This is a genomic window from Lentzea sp. NPDC037011, assembly GCF_055607425.1.
In genome coordinates this window covers 351,514-367,822 of record NZ_JBVJRT010000002.1, presented here as the reverse complement: position 1 = coordinate 367,822, position 16,309 = coordinate 351,514, and the positions used below count along the sequence as shown (strand labels likewise).

At 72.5% G+C, this 16,309-nt stretch carries 13 protein-coding genes and 1 pseudogene; 11 read left to right on the top strand and 3 right to left on the bottom strand.

Annotated features, from left to right (window positions below; all coding sequences use genetic code 11):
* Positions 1 to 7: 7 nt before the first annotated feature.
* Complete coding sequence (locus ACZ7CH_RS06475; RefSeq protein ID WP_360386920.1) at positions 8 to 1,183, top strand: histidine kinase; 1,176 nt, start codon at positions 8 to 10, stop codon at positions 1,181 to 1,183.
* A gap of 196 nt (positions 1,184 to 1,379) precedes the next feature.
* Here the strand turns inward: ACZ7CH_RS06475 and ACZ7CH_RS06470 are convergent.
* Positions 1,380 to 1,778 (bottom strand): annotated as a pseudogene (locus ACZ7CH_RS06470) (transposase); the annotation flags it as partial.
* 659 nt (positions 1,779 to 2,437) lie between these two features.
* Here ACZ7CH_RS06470 and ACZ7CH_RS06465 point away from each other — a divergent pair.
* The 7 genes from ACZ7CH_RS06465 to ACZ7CH_RS06435 are packed head-to-tail and all read left to right on the top strand — an operon-like array spanning position 2,438 to position 8,212.
* The gene (locus tag ACZ7CH_RS06465; protein WP_360386917.1) at positions 2,438 to 3,256 is read left to right on the top strand and encodes a metallophosphoesterase family protein; all 819 of its coding nucleotides are present in this window, start codon (positions 2,438 to 2,440) and stop codon (positions 3,254 to 3,256) included.
* Positions 3,257 to 3,898: a 4'-phosphopantetheinyl transferase family protein gene (locus tag ACZ7CH_RS06460; RefSeq protein ID WP_360386914.1), complete on the top strand. Its 642-nt coding sequence runs from the start codon at positions 3,257 to 3,259 to the stop codon at positions 3,896 to 3,898. It abuts the gene before it with no gap.
* Between the two features lie 34 nt (positions 3,899 to 3,932).
* Entirely contained in the window at positions 3,933 to 4,676 is a 744-nt protein-coding gene (locus tag ACZ7CH_RS06455; protein WP_360386911.1) for an amidohydrolase family protein, read from the top strand.
* Positions 4,673 to 5,401 (top strand): amidohydrolase family protein, encoded by a 729-nt coding sequence (locus ACZ7CH_RS06450; protein WP_360386909.1) that lies wholly within the window; start codon positions 4,673 to 4,675, stop codon positions 5,399 to 5,401. Before ACZ7CH_RS06455 ends, ACZ7CH_RS06450 begins: the two co-directional genes overlap by 4 nt.
* Positions 5,398 to 6,612 (top strand): ABC transporter substrate-binding protein, encoded by a 1,215-nt coding sequence (locus ACZ7CH_RS06445; protein WP_360386907.1) that lies wholly within the window; start codon positions 5,398 to 5,400, stop codon positions 6,610 to 6,612. Before ACZ7CH_RS06450 ends, ACZ7CH_RS06445 begins: the two co-directional genes overlap by 4 nt.
* Positions 6,612 to 7,418 (top strand): carbohydrate ABC transporter permease, encoded by an 807-nt coding sequence (locus ACZ7CH_RS06440; RefSeq protein WP_360386904.1) that lies wholly within the window; start codon positions 6,612 to 6,614, stop codon positions 7,416 to 7,418. Before ACZ7CH_RS06445 ends, ACZ7CH_RS06440 begins: the two co-directional genes overlap by 1 nt.
* Positions 7,415 to 8,212, top strand: coding sequence for a carbohydrate ABC transporter permease (locus tag ACZ7CH_RS06435; RefSeq protein ID WP_470373309.1), 798 nt, complete (start codon positions 7,415 to 7,417; stop codon positions 8,210 to 8,212). Before ACZ7CH_RS06440 ends, ACZ7CH_RS06435 begins: the two co-directional genes overlap by 4 nt.
* Here ACZ7CH_RS06435 and ACZ7CH_RS06430 read toward each other — a convergent pair.
* Entirely contained in the window at positions 8,193 to 11,003 is a 2,811-nt protein-coding gene (locus ACZ7CH_RS06430) for an AfsR/SARP family transcriptional regulator (RefSeq protein WP_470368624.1), read from the bottom strand. The two genes, ACZ7CH_RS06435 and ACZ7CH_RS06430, sit on opposite strands and share 20 nt — an antisense overlap.
* Before the next feature lie 392 nt (positions 11,004 to 11,395).
* Between ACZ7CH_RS06430 and ACZ7CH_RS06425 the strand changes: the two genes are divergently transcribed.
* Positions 11,396 to 12,877, top strand: a complete 1,482-nt coding sequence (locus ACZ7CH_RS06425) for a glutamate-cysteine ligase family protein (protein WP_360388337.1) — start codon at positions 11,396 to 11,398, stop codon at positions 12,875 to 12,877.
* 60 nt (positions 12,878 to 12,937) lie between these two features.
* Here ACZ7CH_RS06425 and ACZ7CH_RS06420 read toward each other — a convergent pair whose 3' ends face one another.
* Positions 12,938 to 14,620 (bottom strand): cellulase family glycosylhydrolase, encoded by a 1,683-nt coding sequence (locus ACZ7CH_RS06420; protein WP_470373308.1) that lies wholly within the window; start codon positions 14,618 to 14,620, stop codon positions 12,938 to 12,940.
* Between the two features lie 181 nt (positions 14,621 to 14,801).
* Between ACZ7CH_RS06420 and ACZ7CH_RS06415 the strand changes: the two genes are divergently transcribed.
* Both ACZ7CH_RS06415 and ACZ7CH_RS06410 read left to right on the top strand, forming a co-directional pair.
* Positions 14,802 to 15,476 carry an NAD-dependent protein deacetylase of SIR2 family gene (locus ACZ7CH_RS06415; protein ID WP_360386894.1) on the top strand — a complete coding sequence of 225 codons (675 nt, stop codon included), beginning with the start codon at positions 14,802 to 14,804 and terminating at the stop codon, positions 15,474 to 15,476.
* On the top strand, positions 15,464 to 16,159 hold the full coding sequence (locus ACZ7CH_RS06410; protein ID WP_470373307.1) for a class I SAM-dependent methyltransferase: 696 nt from the start codon (positions 15,464 to 15,466) through the stop codon (positions 16,157 to 16,159). The genes ACZ7CH_RS06415 and ACZ7CH_RS06410 overlap by 13 nt, the downstream gene beginning before the upstream one ends.
* Positions 16,160 to 16,309 lie beyond the last annotated feature (150 nt).

Sequence of the window (16,309 nt, the reverse complement as noted above, 5' to 3'; positions counted from 1 at the left end):
AACTGAGATGCACGACCTCCTCACCGCCGCGGCGATCCTGATCGTCGGCGGGGCGGCGGTGCTCGTGCTGTGGCGGGGCACGCGCAGCCGGCAGTCGCTGTCGACCGAGGCCCAGCGCGTGACCTACGAGACCCTGCACACCGCCTGGTCCGCCGCTCCCCCGCTGCGCGCGGGCCTGGTCCCGGACGCGGCGAAGAGGTCCGCGCGCCACCTGCGCACCCTGCTCGACACCCCCGCGCTCGCGCTGACCGACGAAACCGAGGTCGTCGCGTGGGAGGGCGTGTCCGAGCACCACGCCGCGGAGGCGATGGCGCAGGCGCAGGACGTGTTCCTGACCGGCCGCACCCAGGCGTTCGACATCGGCTGCACCGAACCGAACTGCCCGATCAACTGCGCGGTCGTCGCCCCGCTGACCGTCGAGGGCCGCGTGGTCGGGACCCTGGCCGCCTACTCCCGCGAGGCCTCCGCGGGCCTGGTCCGCGCGACGAACCAGGTGGCCCGGTGGGCGGCGGGGCAGCTGGAGCTGGCCGAGCTCGACCGCTCGCGGACGCGCCTGGTGGAGGCCGAGGTGCGCGCACTCCGCGCCCAGATCTCACCGCACTTCATCTACAACTCGTTGTCCGCCATCGCTTCGTACGTCCGCACCAACCCGGAGCGCGCGCGTACGTTGCTCCTCGACTTCGCGGACTTCACCCGCTACTCGTTCCGGCGGCACGGCGACTTCACGACGCTGGCCGAGGAGCTGCGTTCGATCGACCAGTACCTCGCCCTCGAACGCGCCCGCTTCGGCGAACGCCTGAGGGTGACGTTGCAGGTGGCGCCCGAGGTGCTGCCGGTGACCGTGCCGTTCCTGTGCCTGCAGCCGCTCGTCGAGAACGCCGTGCGGCACGGCATGGAGGGCAAGGTCGAGCCGGGCCACATCCAGATCTACGCGAACGACAGCGGTGCCGAGGCCGAGATCACCATCGAGGACGACGGCATCGGCATGGACCCCGACGAGCTGCGGCGGACGCTCGCCGGGCAGGTCGACGAATCCGCGGGGATCGGGCTCGGGAACATCGACGAGCGGTTGCGGCGGGTGTACGGGGACGAGTACGGGCTCGTGGTGGAGACGGCGTGCGGGCTGGGCACGAAGATCACCGTGCGGGTGCCGAAGTACCAAGCGGGCATCAACGGCATGTGACACGGGGCGCGGTGAAGTGGCGCGGGCGCGGCCATGAGTGCGATGAGCGGTCGTGGTGCGATGAGCGGTCACGGGTGCGATGAGCGGTCAGTGCTCGGCAGGGCGCACGAACCGGGCGAGCGCAACACAACGCCGGAGCCACCCTTCCTCAGGGTGACCCCGGCGCGAGCAGGGGGACGGCGCCTCAGCCGGCCGCCTTCGCCGACCGGCGGTCCGCCGCGTCGAGCACCGCGCGGATCCAGTCGACCTCGTCGGTGCCGCAGGCGCCCTCGGCCACGGCGCGGCGCAGGCGGGTCCACAGGCCCAGGTCGGTCCACTCCTGGAAGCGGCGGTGCACGGTCGGCACGGTCACGCCGAAGGACGCGGGCAGGTGCCGCCACGCGCAGCCGGAGGAGAGCACGAAGACGATGGCGGTGAAGACCGTGCGGTTGCAGACCCGGCCGCGGCCACCGCCCTGGCGGCGGACCTTCGCGGGTGGGATGAGGGGTTCGACGACGGCCCACAGGTTGGGGCTGACCAGGCGGGACGAGAGCTGTTCGATGACGTCGCCGCGACCGGGGTCGGCGGTCTGCTCCGGCCACACGCCGGCGCGCATCCAGGAGTCCTGGCGCGGGACGGAGGTGTCGGCGGAACGGGTGTCCTGGCGGGCGGACTCGGCGCGCTGGCGGGAGCGCAGCAGGGTGGCCAGCGCGGTCTCCTCGGCCGTGCTGCGGCGCGAGGGGACGGCGTAGGCCTGGTGCTGCTGGGCGTGGCGGGCGATCTCGGCGCCGACGGTGCGGCGGAACGACGGTGCGGCGGCCAGGCGCGGGTCGACCGGCTGGCCGTAGCGGGGCACCTGGCCCTGGCGCGGCGGCAGCGGGCGCTGGGGCAGCTGACCCTGGGGGGCCTGGCGCGCGGGCACCGGGCGCGCGGGGACCTGACCCTGGGGGACCTGCCGCTGCGGGACTCCGCGCGCGAGTCGCGGGTCCGGCGTGCGGGCGAACTGGGAGTCGGTCATGGTGTGGTCCTCCGCCAGGACTTTTCCGTCAGGTGACAGCGCTCACGGTAGGAACGGTGCAGGTGGACAGGTAAGTGCGCGGGCCGTCGGCAGCGATGAGCGGGGCAAGGTCGGCGACTTGCGGCTCGCCCTGTTGAGACGAGTGGCGCACTGTCTGCGACGAACGGATAACCGGTCGTGTTACTCACGACACGAACGAGTGGTCTCTTCGGTTCAGGTTGATCTCCTCGCGTTGACGCCACGGCTACCGTCGAGGTGTGAAGCTCTTGGCCACCAGCGACCTGCACGTCTCCTACCAGGACAACCGCGACGTGGTGGCGGCGATCACCGCACCGGACCCGGCCGACTGGCTGATCGTCGCCGGGGACGTGGGTGAGAAGTTCGGCGACATCGAGTGGACCCTGCGGACGCTGCGCCCCCGGTTCGGCCGGGTCATCTGGTCCCCGGGCAACCACGAGCTCTGGACCACGAAGGACGACGAGAACCAGGCGCGCGGCGAGGTGCGCTACAAGCAGCTCGTCGAACTCTGCCGCAGCCTCGACGTGCTCACCCCGGAGGACCCGTACGCGGTCTTCGACGGCGACGGCGGGCCGGTCACCGTCTGTCCCCTCTTCATCGGCTACGACTACTCGTTCAGGCCACCGGGTGCCACGGACGTGCAGTCCGCCCTCGCCATCGCGCACGAGGCGGGCGTCGTGTGCACCGACGAGTACTTCCTGCACCCCGACCCCTACCCGTCGCGCGAGGCCTGGTGCCGGGCGCGGGTGGAGGAGACGGCGCGACGGCTCGCCGAGGTGAGCGGGCCGACCGTGCTGATCAACCACTACCCGCTCGTGCGCGACCCCACGTTCGTGCTGCGCTACCCCGAGTTCGCGCTGTGGTGCGGCACCACGGCGACGGCCGACTGGCACACGCGGTTCAACGCCGTCGAGATGGTCTACGGCCATCTGCACATCCCCCGCACGACCGTCTACGACGGCGTGCGCTTCGACGAGGTCTCCCTCGGCTACCCGCGCGAGTGGCGACCGCGCGGCGTGACCGGGGCCAAGTTGCACGACGTGTTGCGGGAGTCATAGGTGCTGGAACAACTCCTCCCCCCGCCGATCGCGGCGGTGGAACGGTTCGACGACGAGCAGCCGGCCGGCCTCTTCCCCGAGGAGGAGGCGCTGCTGGGCAACGCGGTGCCCAAGCGCCGCGCGGAGTTCGGCACCGCGCGCTGGTGCGCGCGCCAGGCCATGGCGCGGCTCGGTGTCGCGCCCGCGCCGGTGCTGCCGGGGCCCAAGCGCGAGCCGCTGTGGCCGGAGGGCGTCGTCGGCAGCCTCACGCACTGCCTGGGCTACCGGGCGGCCGCGCTGGCGAGCACGGCGGACTTCCTGACGATCGGCATCGACGCCGAACCGCACGGGCCCGCGCCGGACGGGGTGCTGGGGGCCATCGCGGTGCCGGCCGAGCTGGACCGGATGGCCGGGCTGCGGGCGGAGGACCCGAAGATCTGCTGGGACCGGCTGCTGTTCAGCGCGAAGGAGACCACGTACAAGGCGTGGTTCCCGGTCACGCGGCGGTGGCTCGGGTTCGAGGACGCGGACATCACGCTCGACCCGGACGGCACGTTCCACTCGCGGATCCTGCTGCCCGACACCCCGATCGCGGACTTCCGCGGCCGCTGGCTGGTGCAGGGCGACGTCCTGGTCACCGCGATCGCGGTGCCCGCCGTGTAGGGCTCGTGTAGGGGCGGCCACCAGGCTGCCGGTCATGGTGGCTCCACTCCCCCACGTCCCGCACGAGCGGCACGAGATCGCGCTCGACGTCGACGTGCTCTTCGGCGCTGTGCCCACCCGCGACGTCGACGCGTCCATCGAGGCCGTGGGTGAGCAGCTCTCTCGTCACGGCATCGCGCGCGGGTTGGTGTGCTCGTTGCGGGGCGGGTTGTTCGACGCGTGCTCGGGCAACGACGAGATGCGCAAGGCGATCGAACAGACGGGTCATGTCCCCGTGGGCACAGTGGACATCCGTGACGCGCTGACGGCCGAGACGGAGATAGCGCGCCTTGCGGCCGAGGGTGTGCGGCTGCTGCGGGTGTTCCCGCCGGAGCAATGGGTGGAGCCGGAGTCACCGGGTCTGCAGCACGTCGTCGGCCTCGCGTCGGCCCACGGCATGGTGCTGCTGACGAGCGGCGACATCAGCCGCTACTGGCCCGCGTTCAGCGGCACGCGGGTGTGCTTCCTGGACGTGCACGCCTACAAGGTGGCGGACTTCGTCGTGCTGGCGCGCCGCGAGCCGGGGTTCGTGGCCTCGACCCGGATGCTGGTCGGACCCGACTCGATCGAGCGGATCGCGGGCGAGGTCGGGGCGCACCACCTCGCGTACGGCTCGCGGGCGCCGGTGCACGACGTCATGCCGTCGGCGTTGCGTCTGCGCATGTCCGGCCTCGGCACCGAGGAGTGGCACCAGGTGGCCGGGGGCACGGCCACGGCGTGGCTGGAGGACGCCCGATGATCATCGACGTGCACGGGCACGCGGGACCGTGGTTCTTCTCGACGGACGTGGGCGCCGTCGACGTCAACATCAAGCTCATGGACCGCTACGGCATCGACCGGCAGATCGTGTCCGCGTCCGAGGCGGTCACCTACGACATGGTGAGCGGCAACAGGTGGATGGCCGAGGCATTGGCCGAACAACCGCGTCTGCTCGGATACGTCGTCATCAACCCCAACCAGCTCGACGAGGCCGCACGCGAGCTGGAGCGCTACACCCCGGCGAAGCGGTTCGTGGGCGTGAAGATCCACACCACCTACCCCGCGCTGCCGCTCACGTCCACGCCGACGCGGGAGGCGCTGCGGATGGCCGCTGCCGCCGGGCTGCCGGTGCTGGTGCACACCTGGGACGACAGCGTGCTGGGTCTCGTGGACGTGCTGGAGGAGGTGCCGGGGCTGCGGGTGATCGCGGGGCACATGGGCGGGCCGGCGTGGCGGACGGCGGTCGAAGCGGCGGTCCGCAGCGACCGGCTCTACCTCGAACCGTGCTGCTCGATCACCGACCGCGACCGCTTCCGCTACGCCCTGGACCGCGTGCCGGTGGAGCAGGTGCTCTTCGGCACCGACAGCACGCTGGTCGACCCGGCGATCGCGCTCGGCGTGGTCGTGGACGCGGGCCTGAGCGAACGCGAGCACGAGCACGTGATGTGGCGCAACGCCGCCGGCCTGTTCGGGATTCCGGCGTGAGGCGCCTGCTCGCCGCGGCGCTGGCGTTCGCCCTCACGGCCTGCGGCGCACCGGTGACCGGCCGGACGGTGACCGTGTGGCTGTACCCGGTCATCGACGACGAGACCGCGAGCAGGGCGTTCTGGCAGGAGGTCGAGCGCGGCTTCGAGTCGTCGCACGACATCGACCTGCGGATTCAGCTGCAACCGTGGGCCGGCCGGCAGGAGAAGATCGGCACGGCGCTGCTGTCGGGCAGCGGACCGGACGTGGTGCTGCTGCAGCCGGACATGATCCCGCAGTACGCCGCCCAGCGTGCGCTCCAGCCGGTCGGCGACGTGGTGGCGGCGAGTGGGACGGCGTTCCGGCCGTCGGCGGTCTCGGCGCTGACGGTGAACGGCGAGGTCTACGGCGTGCCGCTGTACCAGACCGTCACGACGACGGTCTACAACCGCGCGTTGTTCGCGCAGGCGGGGATCACGGAACTGCCGCGGACGTGGGACGAGGTCAGGGCGGCCGCGCCGCGGCTCGCGGCCAGGGGCGTGCCGGTGCTCGACTACGCCGGGTCGGCCGAGGAGACGCTCAACATCACCTTCTACCCGCTGCTGTGGCAGGCGGGCGGCACGGTGTTCAGCCCGGACGGCCGGCGCAGCGCGTTCTCCTCCCCGGAGGGCGTCGCGGCGCTGCGGTTCCTCGTCGACCTCGCGGCGGCGGGCGGCCTGCCCGCGGACGTCACGACCCGCAAGAGCGACATCAGGGACGACCCGGTGGCGCTGGGGAAGGCGGCGATGAGCCACGTGACGACCGCCGCGGAGGCCCGCGCCATCGCGGCGGGCATCGGAGCGGACAACACCGCGGTCGGCCCGCCGTTGCAGGGCCGGGTGCGGGCGACGTTCGGCCAGCCCGGCGCGTTGGCGCTGGTGCGCACCGCGAAGGACACCGCGGCGGCCAGGACCGTGCTCGCCCACCTGAGCTCGCGGGAGGTCGTCGACGCGCTGTGCGCCCGGTCGGACTTCTTCGCGCCGTGGGCCGAGGTGGCGCCGCCGCAGGACGCCCTGGCGAGGAGCTTCCTCGACGCGCTGCCCTACGCGTCGGCCGGTGACCCGCACCCGCAGGCGCGCAGGGTGATGGGCCTGCTGGCCCCGCACCTGCAGGCCGCGCTGCTGGGCAGGAGCACCCCGGAGCAGGCGCTCGCCGACGCCGCCGCCGAGGTCGACGGGCTGCTCGGCCGCTGATGCGCGGCGCGGTCACGACCCTGCTCTTCCTGCTGCCGGTGCTGGTGCTCTTCGGCCTGTTCCGGGTCGTCCCGGTGCTGGGGGCGGCCGGGCTGAGCCTCACCGACCACGACGCGGGCGGCGGCTGGACGTTCGTCGGGCTGGCGAACTACCGCGACCTGGCCGCGAGCCGGACGTTCACGGCCAGCCTGCGCACCACGCTCGGCTACGTCGCGCTGTGCGTGCCGCTGACCGTGCTGGTGGCGCTGGGAACGGCGGTGCTGCTCGACCGGGTCACGTGGGCGCGCGGCTGGTTCCGCGCCGCCCTGCTCGCCCCGTACGCCACCAGCCCGGTGCTCGCCGCCGTGGTGTGGCGGTGGCTGTTCGAGCCGCTGGGGGTGCTGTCCCACCCGTCGCTGGTGCTGCCCGCGCTCGCCGTCGTGAGCGTGTGGAAGGGGTCCGGCTACGCGGTGCTGGTGCTCTTCGCCGGTCTGCAGGACGTGCCGTCCGACTGCCTGGACGCGGCCAGGGTGGACGGGGCGACCGCGTGGCAACGGGTGTGGCACGTGCTGCTGCCGTTCCTGCGCCCGGTGTTGTTCTTCGTGGTGGTGGTCGAGACGATCGGCGCGTTCCAGGTCTTCGACACCGTTTTCGTGCTGACCGAGGGAGGGCCGATGCGGGCCAGCCAGGTGCTGGCGTACGTGGTGTACGAGTACGGGTTCCGGTTGTTCGACCTCGGGCACGCGGCGGCGGCCGGGGTCGTGCTGTGGGCCGTGGTGCTGCTGGTGGCGCTGACCCAGCGGCGGGTGTTCGGCGGGGACCCGTGAGGCGCTCGCGGTGGCCGGTCGTGGTGCTGGCGGTGGTCACGCTGCTCGCGCTGGGACCGTTCGCCGTGATGGTCGTGGTCGCGCTGTCACCACCCGGTTCCCCGACGCTGCCGCACGCCCTGCCGGAGTCGCTGACGCTGCGGAACTTCGCCGTGGTGCTCGCGGCCGAGGACTTCGTGCGGTGGACGCTCAACACGCTGGTCTACGCGCTGGTGTCGGTGGTGGTGGTCCTGCTGTCCGCGTCGATGGCCGCGTACGTGTTCGCCCGCAAGCGCTTCCGCGGCCGGGACCTGCTGCTGTGGACGATCGTGTCGACGTTCATGGTGCCGTTCCACGCCGTGCTGGTGCCGTTGCTGCTGCTGGTCGCGTCGCTGGGGTGGGTGGACACCTGGTGGGGACTGGTGGTGCCGACGCTCGCCAACGCCCAGGCGGTGCTGGTGCTGCGGCAGTTCATCCGCGCGCTGCCGGGCGAGGTGTTCGACGCCGTGCGGGTCGACGGCGCCGGCGACTGGCGGATCTACTGGCACATCGTGCTGCCGTTGTGCCGTCCGGTGCTCGCCACGCTCGCGGTGTTCGTGTTCCTGTGGCACTGGAACGACTTCCTGTGGCCGTTGGTGGTCACGAACTCCACGGACATGCGCACGCTCACCCTCGGTCTGTCCATGATGGACTCCACACGGCTGGACATCGCCGAGCTGATGGCCGCCGCGACCGCCACGGCGCTGCCGTGCCTGGTGGTGTTCTGGTTGCTGCAACGGCACCTGGTCAGCGCGCTCACCGGCCGGGGCCGGTGAGGCCCGTGCTGTGCAGCGCGGCACGGGTGCGGACCTGGTGCAGCGGCATGTCGAACCGTTCGAACAGCCGCAACGCCCGCGTGAAGCACTCCTGCGCCTCGGTGAAGCGGCGGTCGCGGTGGGCGACCCAGCCGAGGCTGTAGAGGGTCTCGGCCTTGCCGACGCTCTCGTCCTGCGGCGAGAACGCGGCCTGCGACCGGGCCATCAGCGCCGCCGCGCGATCGGCGTCACCGCGCTGGGCGTGGATGGCGGCGAACACGTGCAGCGCCAGCGCCTCGTCGCGCGGACAGGACGCCGCGCGGAACAGGCCGACGGCCGCCGGCATCGCGTGCTCGGTGGCGGCGAGGTCGCCGCGGGCGTTGTGCAGCAGGCCGTAGCTGAACAGCACGCACGCCCGCCCGTAGTCCGAGTCGAGCTCGGCGAAGGCGGCCAGCGCGCGGTCGAGGAACGCCGCGGCCTCGTCGAGGCGGCCCTGGTTGCGCCGCACCACCCCGAGCCCCTGCAGGGCGAAGGCACCGCCGAACGCGTCGGCGCACCGGTGGAAGCCGGCCCTGGCGCGCGCGAGCAGGGCGGCGGCCTCGTCGTGGCGGCCGTGGAACAGGTCGACGCTGCCCAGGCCCAGGTTGGCGTAGGCCTGCCCCGGCACCTCGCCGAGGTCGTGGAACAGGTGCTGCGCCCGCGTGAAGTGCGTGCGCGCCTCGCCGAAGCGGTCGCGGTAGAACGCCAGCGCGCCGAGCCCCTGGTGCAGGACCGCGGTGCGCCGGGCGTCGCCGCTCTCCTGCGCGGCCGCCAGGACCAGCTCGTGCGTGTGCCGCCACAGGTCGTAGTGGCTGCGCAGGTCGAACAACGTCGTCAGCACCCCGGCGGTGTCGGCGGCGAGCGCGGTCAGGCCCAGCGCGAGCGCCTGCTCGACGACGGCGACCAGCGCGTCGCGTTCGGCCTCCAGGAACGCCAGCGGGTCGGCGAGCAGCCGGGCGGTGACGTCCCCCGGCAGGCGCGCGTCCCGCACCTCCAGCCGCACCTTGAGGAACCGGCTCGGCAGCCCGGACTCGGCGCGCGCGGCCAGGTCGAGCCAGGCGGTGAACGCGCGGGTGAGCGCCGCGGTGCGGCCGGGGTCGTCCTGCTGCGCGCGTTCGCGGCCGAAGACCCGCAGCAGGTCGTGGAACCGGTAGCGGCCGTGGCCCGCTGGTTCGAGCAGGTGCGCGTCGGCGAGGCCGTCGACGAGCTCCTCGGCGTCCGCGACGGGGACGTCGAGCAGCGGCCCCGCGACCCAGGCGGGGAAGTCCGGCACGTCGAGCAGGCTCAGCAACCGGAACGCGCGTCGCTGGGCGGGTCCGAGCGCCTCGTAGCTCAGCGCGAGGCTGGCGCGCGCCTCCAGGTCGTCGATGCACAGCTCGTTGAGGCGGGTGCCCTCGTCGGCCAGCCGTTCCGCGAGCCGCCCGACCGTCCAGTGCGCCCTGCGGGCCAGCCGGGAGCCCGCGATCCGCAGCGCCAGCGGGAGGTTGCCGCAGTAGCGGGCCACCGCCCTGGCGGCGTCGGGTTCCGCGGCGAGCCGGGACCGACCGGCGATCGAGGCGAGCACCCGCACCGCGTCCTCCGTGCTGAGCACGTCGAGGTGCACGGTGTGCGCGGTGTCGACGTCGACCAGCTGCGCCCGGCTCGTGATCAGCACCGCCGACCCCGCCGTGCCCGGCAGCAACGGCCGCACCTGCGCCATGTTCGCGGCGTCGTCGAGCACGACCAGCACGGGCCGCGCCGCGAGCTGCGACCGGTAGAGCGCGGCGCGGGCCTCCCGGTCCTCCGGAACGGCGTGCGGGTGCACCCCGCACGCGATCAGCAGCTCGGCCAGCACGGTCGCCGGGTCGCGCGGCGCGTGCGTGCCGCCCAGCCGCACGTAGAGCTGTCCGCCGGTGAAGTGCCCGGCCACCTCGTGCGCGACCCGCACCGCCAGCGTCGTCTTGCCCACGCCCGCCTTGCCGGTGATCGCGGCGACCGCACCGGCCCGCCCGGTCAGCAACCGGCGCAGCCGCGCGGTCTGGGTGGCGCGCCCGGTGACGTCCTGCGCGCCGGGCGGCAGCTGCATCGGTCGCACCACCACGGGTCCCTCGCCGCGCAGGACCTCCCGGTGCAGCTCCCGGATCTCCGCGCACGGTTCCACGCCGAGCGCCTCGACCAGCACCTCCCGCACCGCCCGGTACGTCTCCAGCGCCTCGGCGCGGCGCCCGGCCCGGTGCTGCGCGAGCATCAGCCGCCGCCACAGCCCCTCCCGCAGCGGCTGCTCCCGCACGAGCGCCGACAGCTCGGTGACGAGCGCCCGGTACTGCCCGGCCGCGAGCCGCGCGTCCGCGCAGTCCTCCCGCGCGGCGGCCGCCAGCTCCTCCAGCCGCACGACCTCGGTCTCGAGCCACCCGGCCCGCGGCACGTCCTCCAGCACCGCGCCCCGCCAGCAGTCCCACGCCTCCTGCCAGAGCTCGACCGCCTTCAGCGCGTCCCCGGCGCGCAGTGCGCTCCGGGCCTGCCCGGCAGAGGCCTCGAACCGCGCGCTGTCGAGCTGGTCCGGCTCCACCAGCAACCGGTACCCGCTGCCGTCGGTGACGAGCAGCCCGTCCAGCCCGACGTCCTTCAACGCGCTCCTGAGCCGGTTCACGTGCGTGTGCACGTTCGCCACCGCGCTCGCCGGCGGGTTCTCCCCCCACAGCGCGTCCACGATGCCGCTCAGCCCCACCGGTTTGCCCGCCCGCACCAGCAACGCGGCGAGCAACGTCCGCTGCCGAGGTCCCCCCAGTTTCACGGCCCTGCCGTTCCGCGTGACGCACAACGGTCCCAAAATGCCGAACCTCGCGATGTTCCCCAAGGCTCCCCACCCGGCTCTCGTCGCTGACTTCGCACGGTAGCACCGCCGACACGGTGCGAGGACAGCCCACAAAAGGGTCAAAAAGTGGACAACTCGCAACCAGGTAAGGGGCCGAATGAAAATGGGCGCCTGAACGACCGCCGGCTTTCTCCGCGGACCGCCGGGAAATCCACCCCGGAATTCGGGACAATGGAAGGCTGGTCATCGGGGCCGCGACACGGCGGGCGTCCGGCGTCCCACCTGGTGCGCGGGAACGCTCCCCTGAGTGTCGGATTGATCAACCATGGTGCAGAGTGGTGAGGTGTTCCCTCGACCGCCGGGAGGCCACCATGGGCGAGGACGTCGCGAAGCAGGAGTTCACGCGCGAGGACCGCACGCGGTACCGGACGAAGGTCCGGCGGTGCCTCGACGTGTTCGCGCGGATGCTGCGCGAGGCGCGGTTCGACTTCGAGCGGCCGATGACCGGCCTCGAGATCGAGATCAACCTGATCGACGAGCAGGGTGATCCCGCGATGAAGAACCACGAGGCGCTGGAGGTCATCGACGACCCGGACTTCGTGACCGAGCTGGGCCAGTGGAACATCGAGATCAACGTGGCGCCGCGGCGGCTGGCCGGCGGGGGCATCACGGCGTTCGAGGAGACGGTGCGCCGCAGCCTCAACGACGCCGAGGAGAAGGCCCGCCGGGTCGGCGCGCACATGGTCGTCAACGGCATCCTGCCGACGTTGCGGTCCCGGCACATCACGCCGGACCTGCTGTCGGGCAACCCGCGCTACGCGCTGCTGAACGAGCAGGTGCTGGCGGCGAGGGGCGAGGACCTGCAGATCTCCATCGACGGCGTCGAGCGGCTGCACCTCACGTCCAGCTCGATCGTGCCGGAGGCGGCGTGCACGAGCACGCAGCTGCACCTGCAGGTGAGCCCCGAGCAGTTCCCCGCCTACTGGAACGCCGCGCAGGCCATCGCCGGCGTGCAGGTGGCGGTGGGCGCGAACTCGCCGTTCTTCCTCGGCAAGGAGCTGTGGCGGGAGACGCGGATCGCGTTGTTCCAGCAGGCGACCGACACGCGCGGCGACGAGCTCAAGGCGCAGGGCGTGCGGCCGCGGGTGTGGTTCGGCGAGCGGTGGATCAACTCGATCTTCGACCTGTTCGAGGAGAACGTCCGCTACTTCCCCGCGCTGCTGCCGATCTGCGACGACGAGGACCCGCTCGCGGTGCTCGACAAGGGCGACACGCCCTCGTTGAGCGAGCTGAAGCTGCACAACGGCACGATCTACCGGTGGAACCGGCCGGTGTACGACGTGGTGCGGGACCGGCCGCACCTGCGCGTGGAGAACCGGGTGCTGCCCGCGGGTCCGACCATCGTGGACACCCTGGCGAACGCGGCGCTGTACTTCGGCCTCGTGCGCGCGCTGGCCGAGGACGAGCGTCCGCTGTGGTCGCAGATGAGCTTCCAGGCGGCGGAGGAGAACTTCAACGCCGCCGCGCGCAACGGCATGGACGCGCAGATGTACTGGCCCGGCGTCGGCACCGTGCCGGTGGTCGAGCTGGTGCTGCGCCGGCTGCTGCCGCTCGCCCACGAGGGGCTGATCCGGTGGGGCGTCGACTCGGCCGAGCGCGACCGCCTGCTGGGTGTGATCGAGCAGCGGTGCCTGAGCGGTGTGAACGGCGCGACCTGGCAGGCCAGGGAGTTCCACCGGCACTACGACCACTCGCACCTGGACCGGGCGGACGCGCTGCGCACGATGCTGCGGACCTACGTGGACCTCATGCACGCCAACGAACCCGTCCACACCTGGCCGTTGTCGTCGTGAAGGGGGCGTGGCACCGGCCACGCCCCCTCACTCACCTCACCGGGATCAGCTCGTCCGGCATCAGCTCGTCGGGAAGTCGTCGGGCGTCCGGATGCGGTCCCGCACCCACACCCCGGCCGGCTTCAGCACACCGGTGCCCGCGAACGTGGTGCCCGAGCAGGTGCCGGTCTTGAACACCGCGCCCGTCAGGCCGTCGTCGGAGTAGTTCCAGTTGGCCCAGGAGATCTTCTTGCGGGCCATGAGGTCGACGTACCTCTGCGACATGGTGAAGTCGTTGCTGCCGCCACCGGACGCGGCCTGCGTGCCGAACTCGGTCACGAACACCGGGACCTGGCTCGACACCTGGTCCAGGACGCTGAGGTACGAGTCCTGGTGCGCCTGCGCGTAGAAGTGGAACGAGTACATGAAGTTCGTGGCGTTGACCCGGTTGTTCAGCACCTCGGACGGGCTGTCGCCGTCGGAATGGCCGAACGTCGACCAGCCGTTCGTGCCCGAGACGATGAGGCTGTCCGGGTCGATGTCGCGGATGACCGGGATCATCTGCTCGGCGTAGGACTTCACCCGCGCCCACGAGACGTTGTTCGGCTCGTTGGCGATGTCGTAGATGATGTTGGTCTTGTCCCTGTGCCTGGTCGCGATCTCGGTGAAGAACGTCTTGGCGCGGGACAGGTTGTAGTTCGGGTCACCGGGGTCGAGCTGGTGCCAGTCCACGAGGACGTAGATGCCGCGGCGGGTGGCTTCCTCGATGTAGCCGTGCACCAGGTCGGTGAACTTGCGGGGGTCGGTCTCGTAGCCGTCCTCCTGGACGTACATGGCGACGCGGAGGAAGTCCGCGTTCCAGTCGTTGACCAGCGCGTCCCACCACTGGGACTTGGAGCACCGGTGGTACCACTGGATGCCGTGCGTGCTCATGCCGCGCAGCTGGACCGGCTTGCCGTACTGGTTGCACAGCTGCACGCCGCACACGCGCAGCAGCCCGTTGACGTCGTGCGGCCGGGTGCCGCCGGGGGTTCCGGGCTGCGTGCGCACCGTGACGGCACCGGAGGCGCCGGACAGGTTGCCCGCCGCGTCCCGCGCCCGCACGGTGAAGGTGTACGAGGTGTCCGGCGTCAGGCCGCTCACGGTGTGGGTGGTGCCGGTCGCGGTCTGCCCGTTCGACAGCACGTAGCCGGTCACGCCCACGTTGTCGGTGGACGCGTCCCACGCGAGCGACACCGAGGTCGCCGTGGTGCCGGTCGAGCGCAGGCCGCCGGGGACCGACGGGGCCGTGGTGTCCGGCGTGCCGGACTGCTGGTCGACGTCGACGCGGTCCAGGTTCGGGCCGCCGTTGGACGTGGTCGCGACGGTCTTGATCTTGTTGGTGCCCGCGGTGAGGGTCACGGCGGTGGAGCGGGTCGTCCAGGACGTCCACGCGCCCGTGCTCGGGAACGCGAGCTCGTCCGCGACCAGTGCGCCGTTCACCGAGATGTCCATCGGGCGGTCGGCCGTCTGGCCGTTGGCGAACCGGAAGGTCAGGGTCGCCGGGCCGGCAGCGGCGGCGGTCACGGTGAACTCCACCGAGCTGCCGACCTCGTTGTCGTAGTTGACGAAGCCCGAGCCGGTGAAGCCGGCGTGGTTGGACTCCACCACGCCGTGGGTGATCGTCGCGTTCTCCGCCTGGTGCTGGACCGGGGCGGCGACCGCGACGGCGGGGACGCTGAGCGCCAGTGCGGCTGGGACGACCAAGAACAGGGATCTGGCCACAGGTGCCTCCTGTGCAGGGGTACAGGGCGCGGCGGCGATTTAGTTAAGAAGGTTTCCTGTATGTTGTGCGTTGAATCACAGCACCGGACCACCGCCGCTGTCAACAAATTCGGGCGACCGGAACCGCGCGGGTGGGGCATCCTCGACCCCTGATGCGAACCACGGCCACGGCGGCGTCCTGATGGAGATCGCCTGCGACGAGTCGGGCTCCGAGGGCGAGAAGCTCGTCGGCGGGGTCACGGCGGTCTTCGCGCACGCGGCCGTGCGGCTGTCCCGCGAGGAGGCCGGCGCGTGCGTCGCCGAGCTGCGGTCGATGATCAGGTCGCCGGCCCTGGAGTACAAGGCGAACCACCTGCTGCGGCAGAAGAACCGGTGGGTGCTGCTGTGGTTCCTGGACCCGTCTGGCCCGCTGGCCGGCCGGGCGCGCGTGCAGCTGGTGGACAAGCGGCGGTTCCTGGCCGCACGGGTGCGCGCGGAGTTCGGGCCGGTCACCGGCCCGCTGGAGCACTACAACGACCTGCTGCGCGCCCGCGGGCCGCGCGGCGCCCTGGACCCGCTGTTCCCGGCGATCCTGCGGGCCGTGGCGCAGTGGCGCGGCCCGGTGTCGATCGTGCACGACCAGCAGCTGTCGCTGACCGAGGACCGCATCCGGCGGCTGAAGGAGGCTGCGCCGCGGCTGGCGGAGCTGACCCTGGCCGACTCGCAGCACGACGCACGGGTGCAGGTCGCGGACTTCCTCGCCGGGATCGCCCGGCGGGTGGCGGAGGACGAGCTGAACGGGCGGCCGGACCACGAGCTGATCGCGCTGCTCCGCCCGTTCGTGACGGGGAACGAGGACGCGAGATGCCCGACCTGATCTTCTCCGACCCGCGCCTGGCGGCCGTCTACGACGCGTTCGACGGCCGGCGCACCGACCTGGACCTCTACCTGGCGGTCGCGGCCGAGCTCGGCGCGGCGAGCGTGCTCGACGTCGGGTGCGGCACCGGGTGCCTCGGGGTGCTGCTGGCCGAGGCAGGACTCGACGTGGTCGGGGTGGACCCGGCCCTCGCGTCACTGGAGCTGGCGCGCGCCAAGGACCCGCGGGTGACGTGGCTGCACGGCGACGCGACCTCGCTGCCGCCGCTGCGGGTGGACCTCGCGGTCATGACGGGCAACGTGGCGCAGGTGTTCCTCGGCACCGACTGGGAGGCGGCGCTGCGCGGCGTCCACGCGGCCCTGCGCCCCGGCGGGCACCTCGTGTTCGAGACGCGCAGGCCGGAGTCCCGGGCCTGGGAGGAGTGGGCGGACCGGCCGGACCGCGCGGTCGGCGGCGTGACCGAGCGGCTGGAGGTGCTGGAGGTGCGGCTGCCGTTCGTGTCGTTCCGGCACACCTACCGGTTCCCCGACGGGACCGAGCTCGCCTCGGACTCCACGCTGCGGTTCCGGTCGCACGACGAGGTCGTGGACAGCCTGATGGGGTGCGGGTTCCGGGTGGCGGACGTGCGGGACGCGCCCGACCGGCCTGGGCGCGAGCACGTGTTCGTGGCGCAGCGGACCTAGGCCGGGCGGGGTCTTGTCGCGTCCGGACGCGACCCGCGGCGCGGGCGGTCACGGCGAGGGGTGGCGTGGCCGTGCTGTCCGGCCAGTCGATCGCACCGGGCCAGGCTGGACGCACCCGGCCGGTCGATCGCACCCGGCCAGGCTGGACGC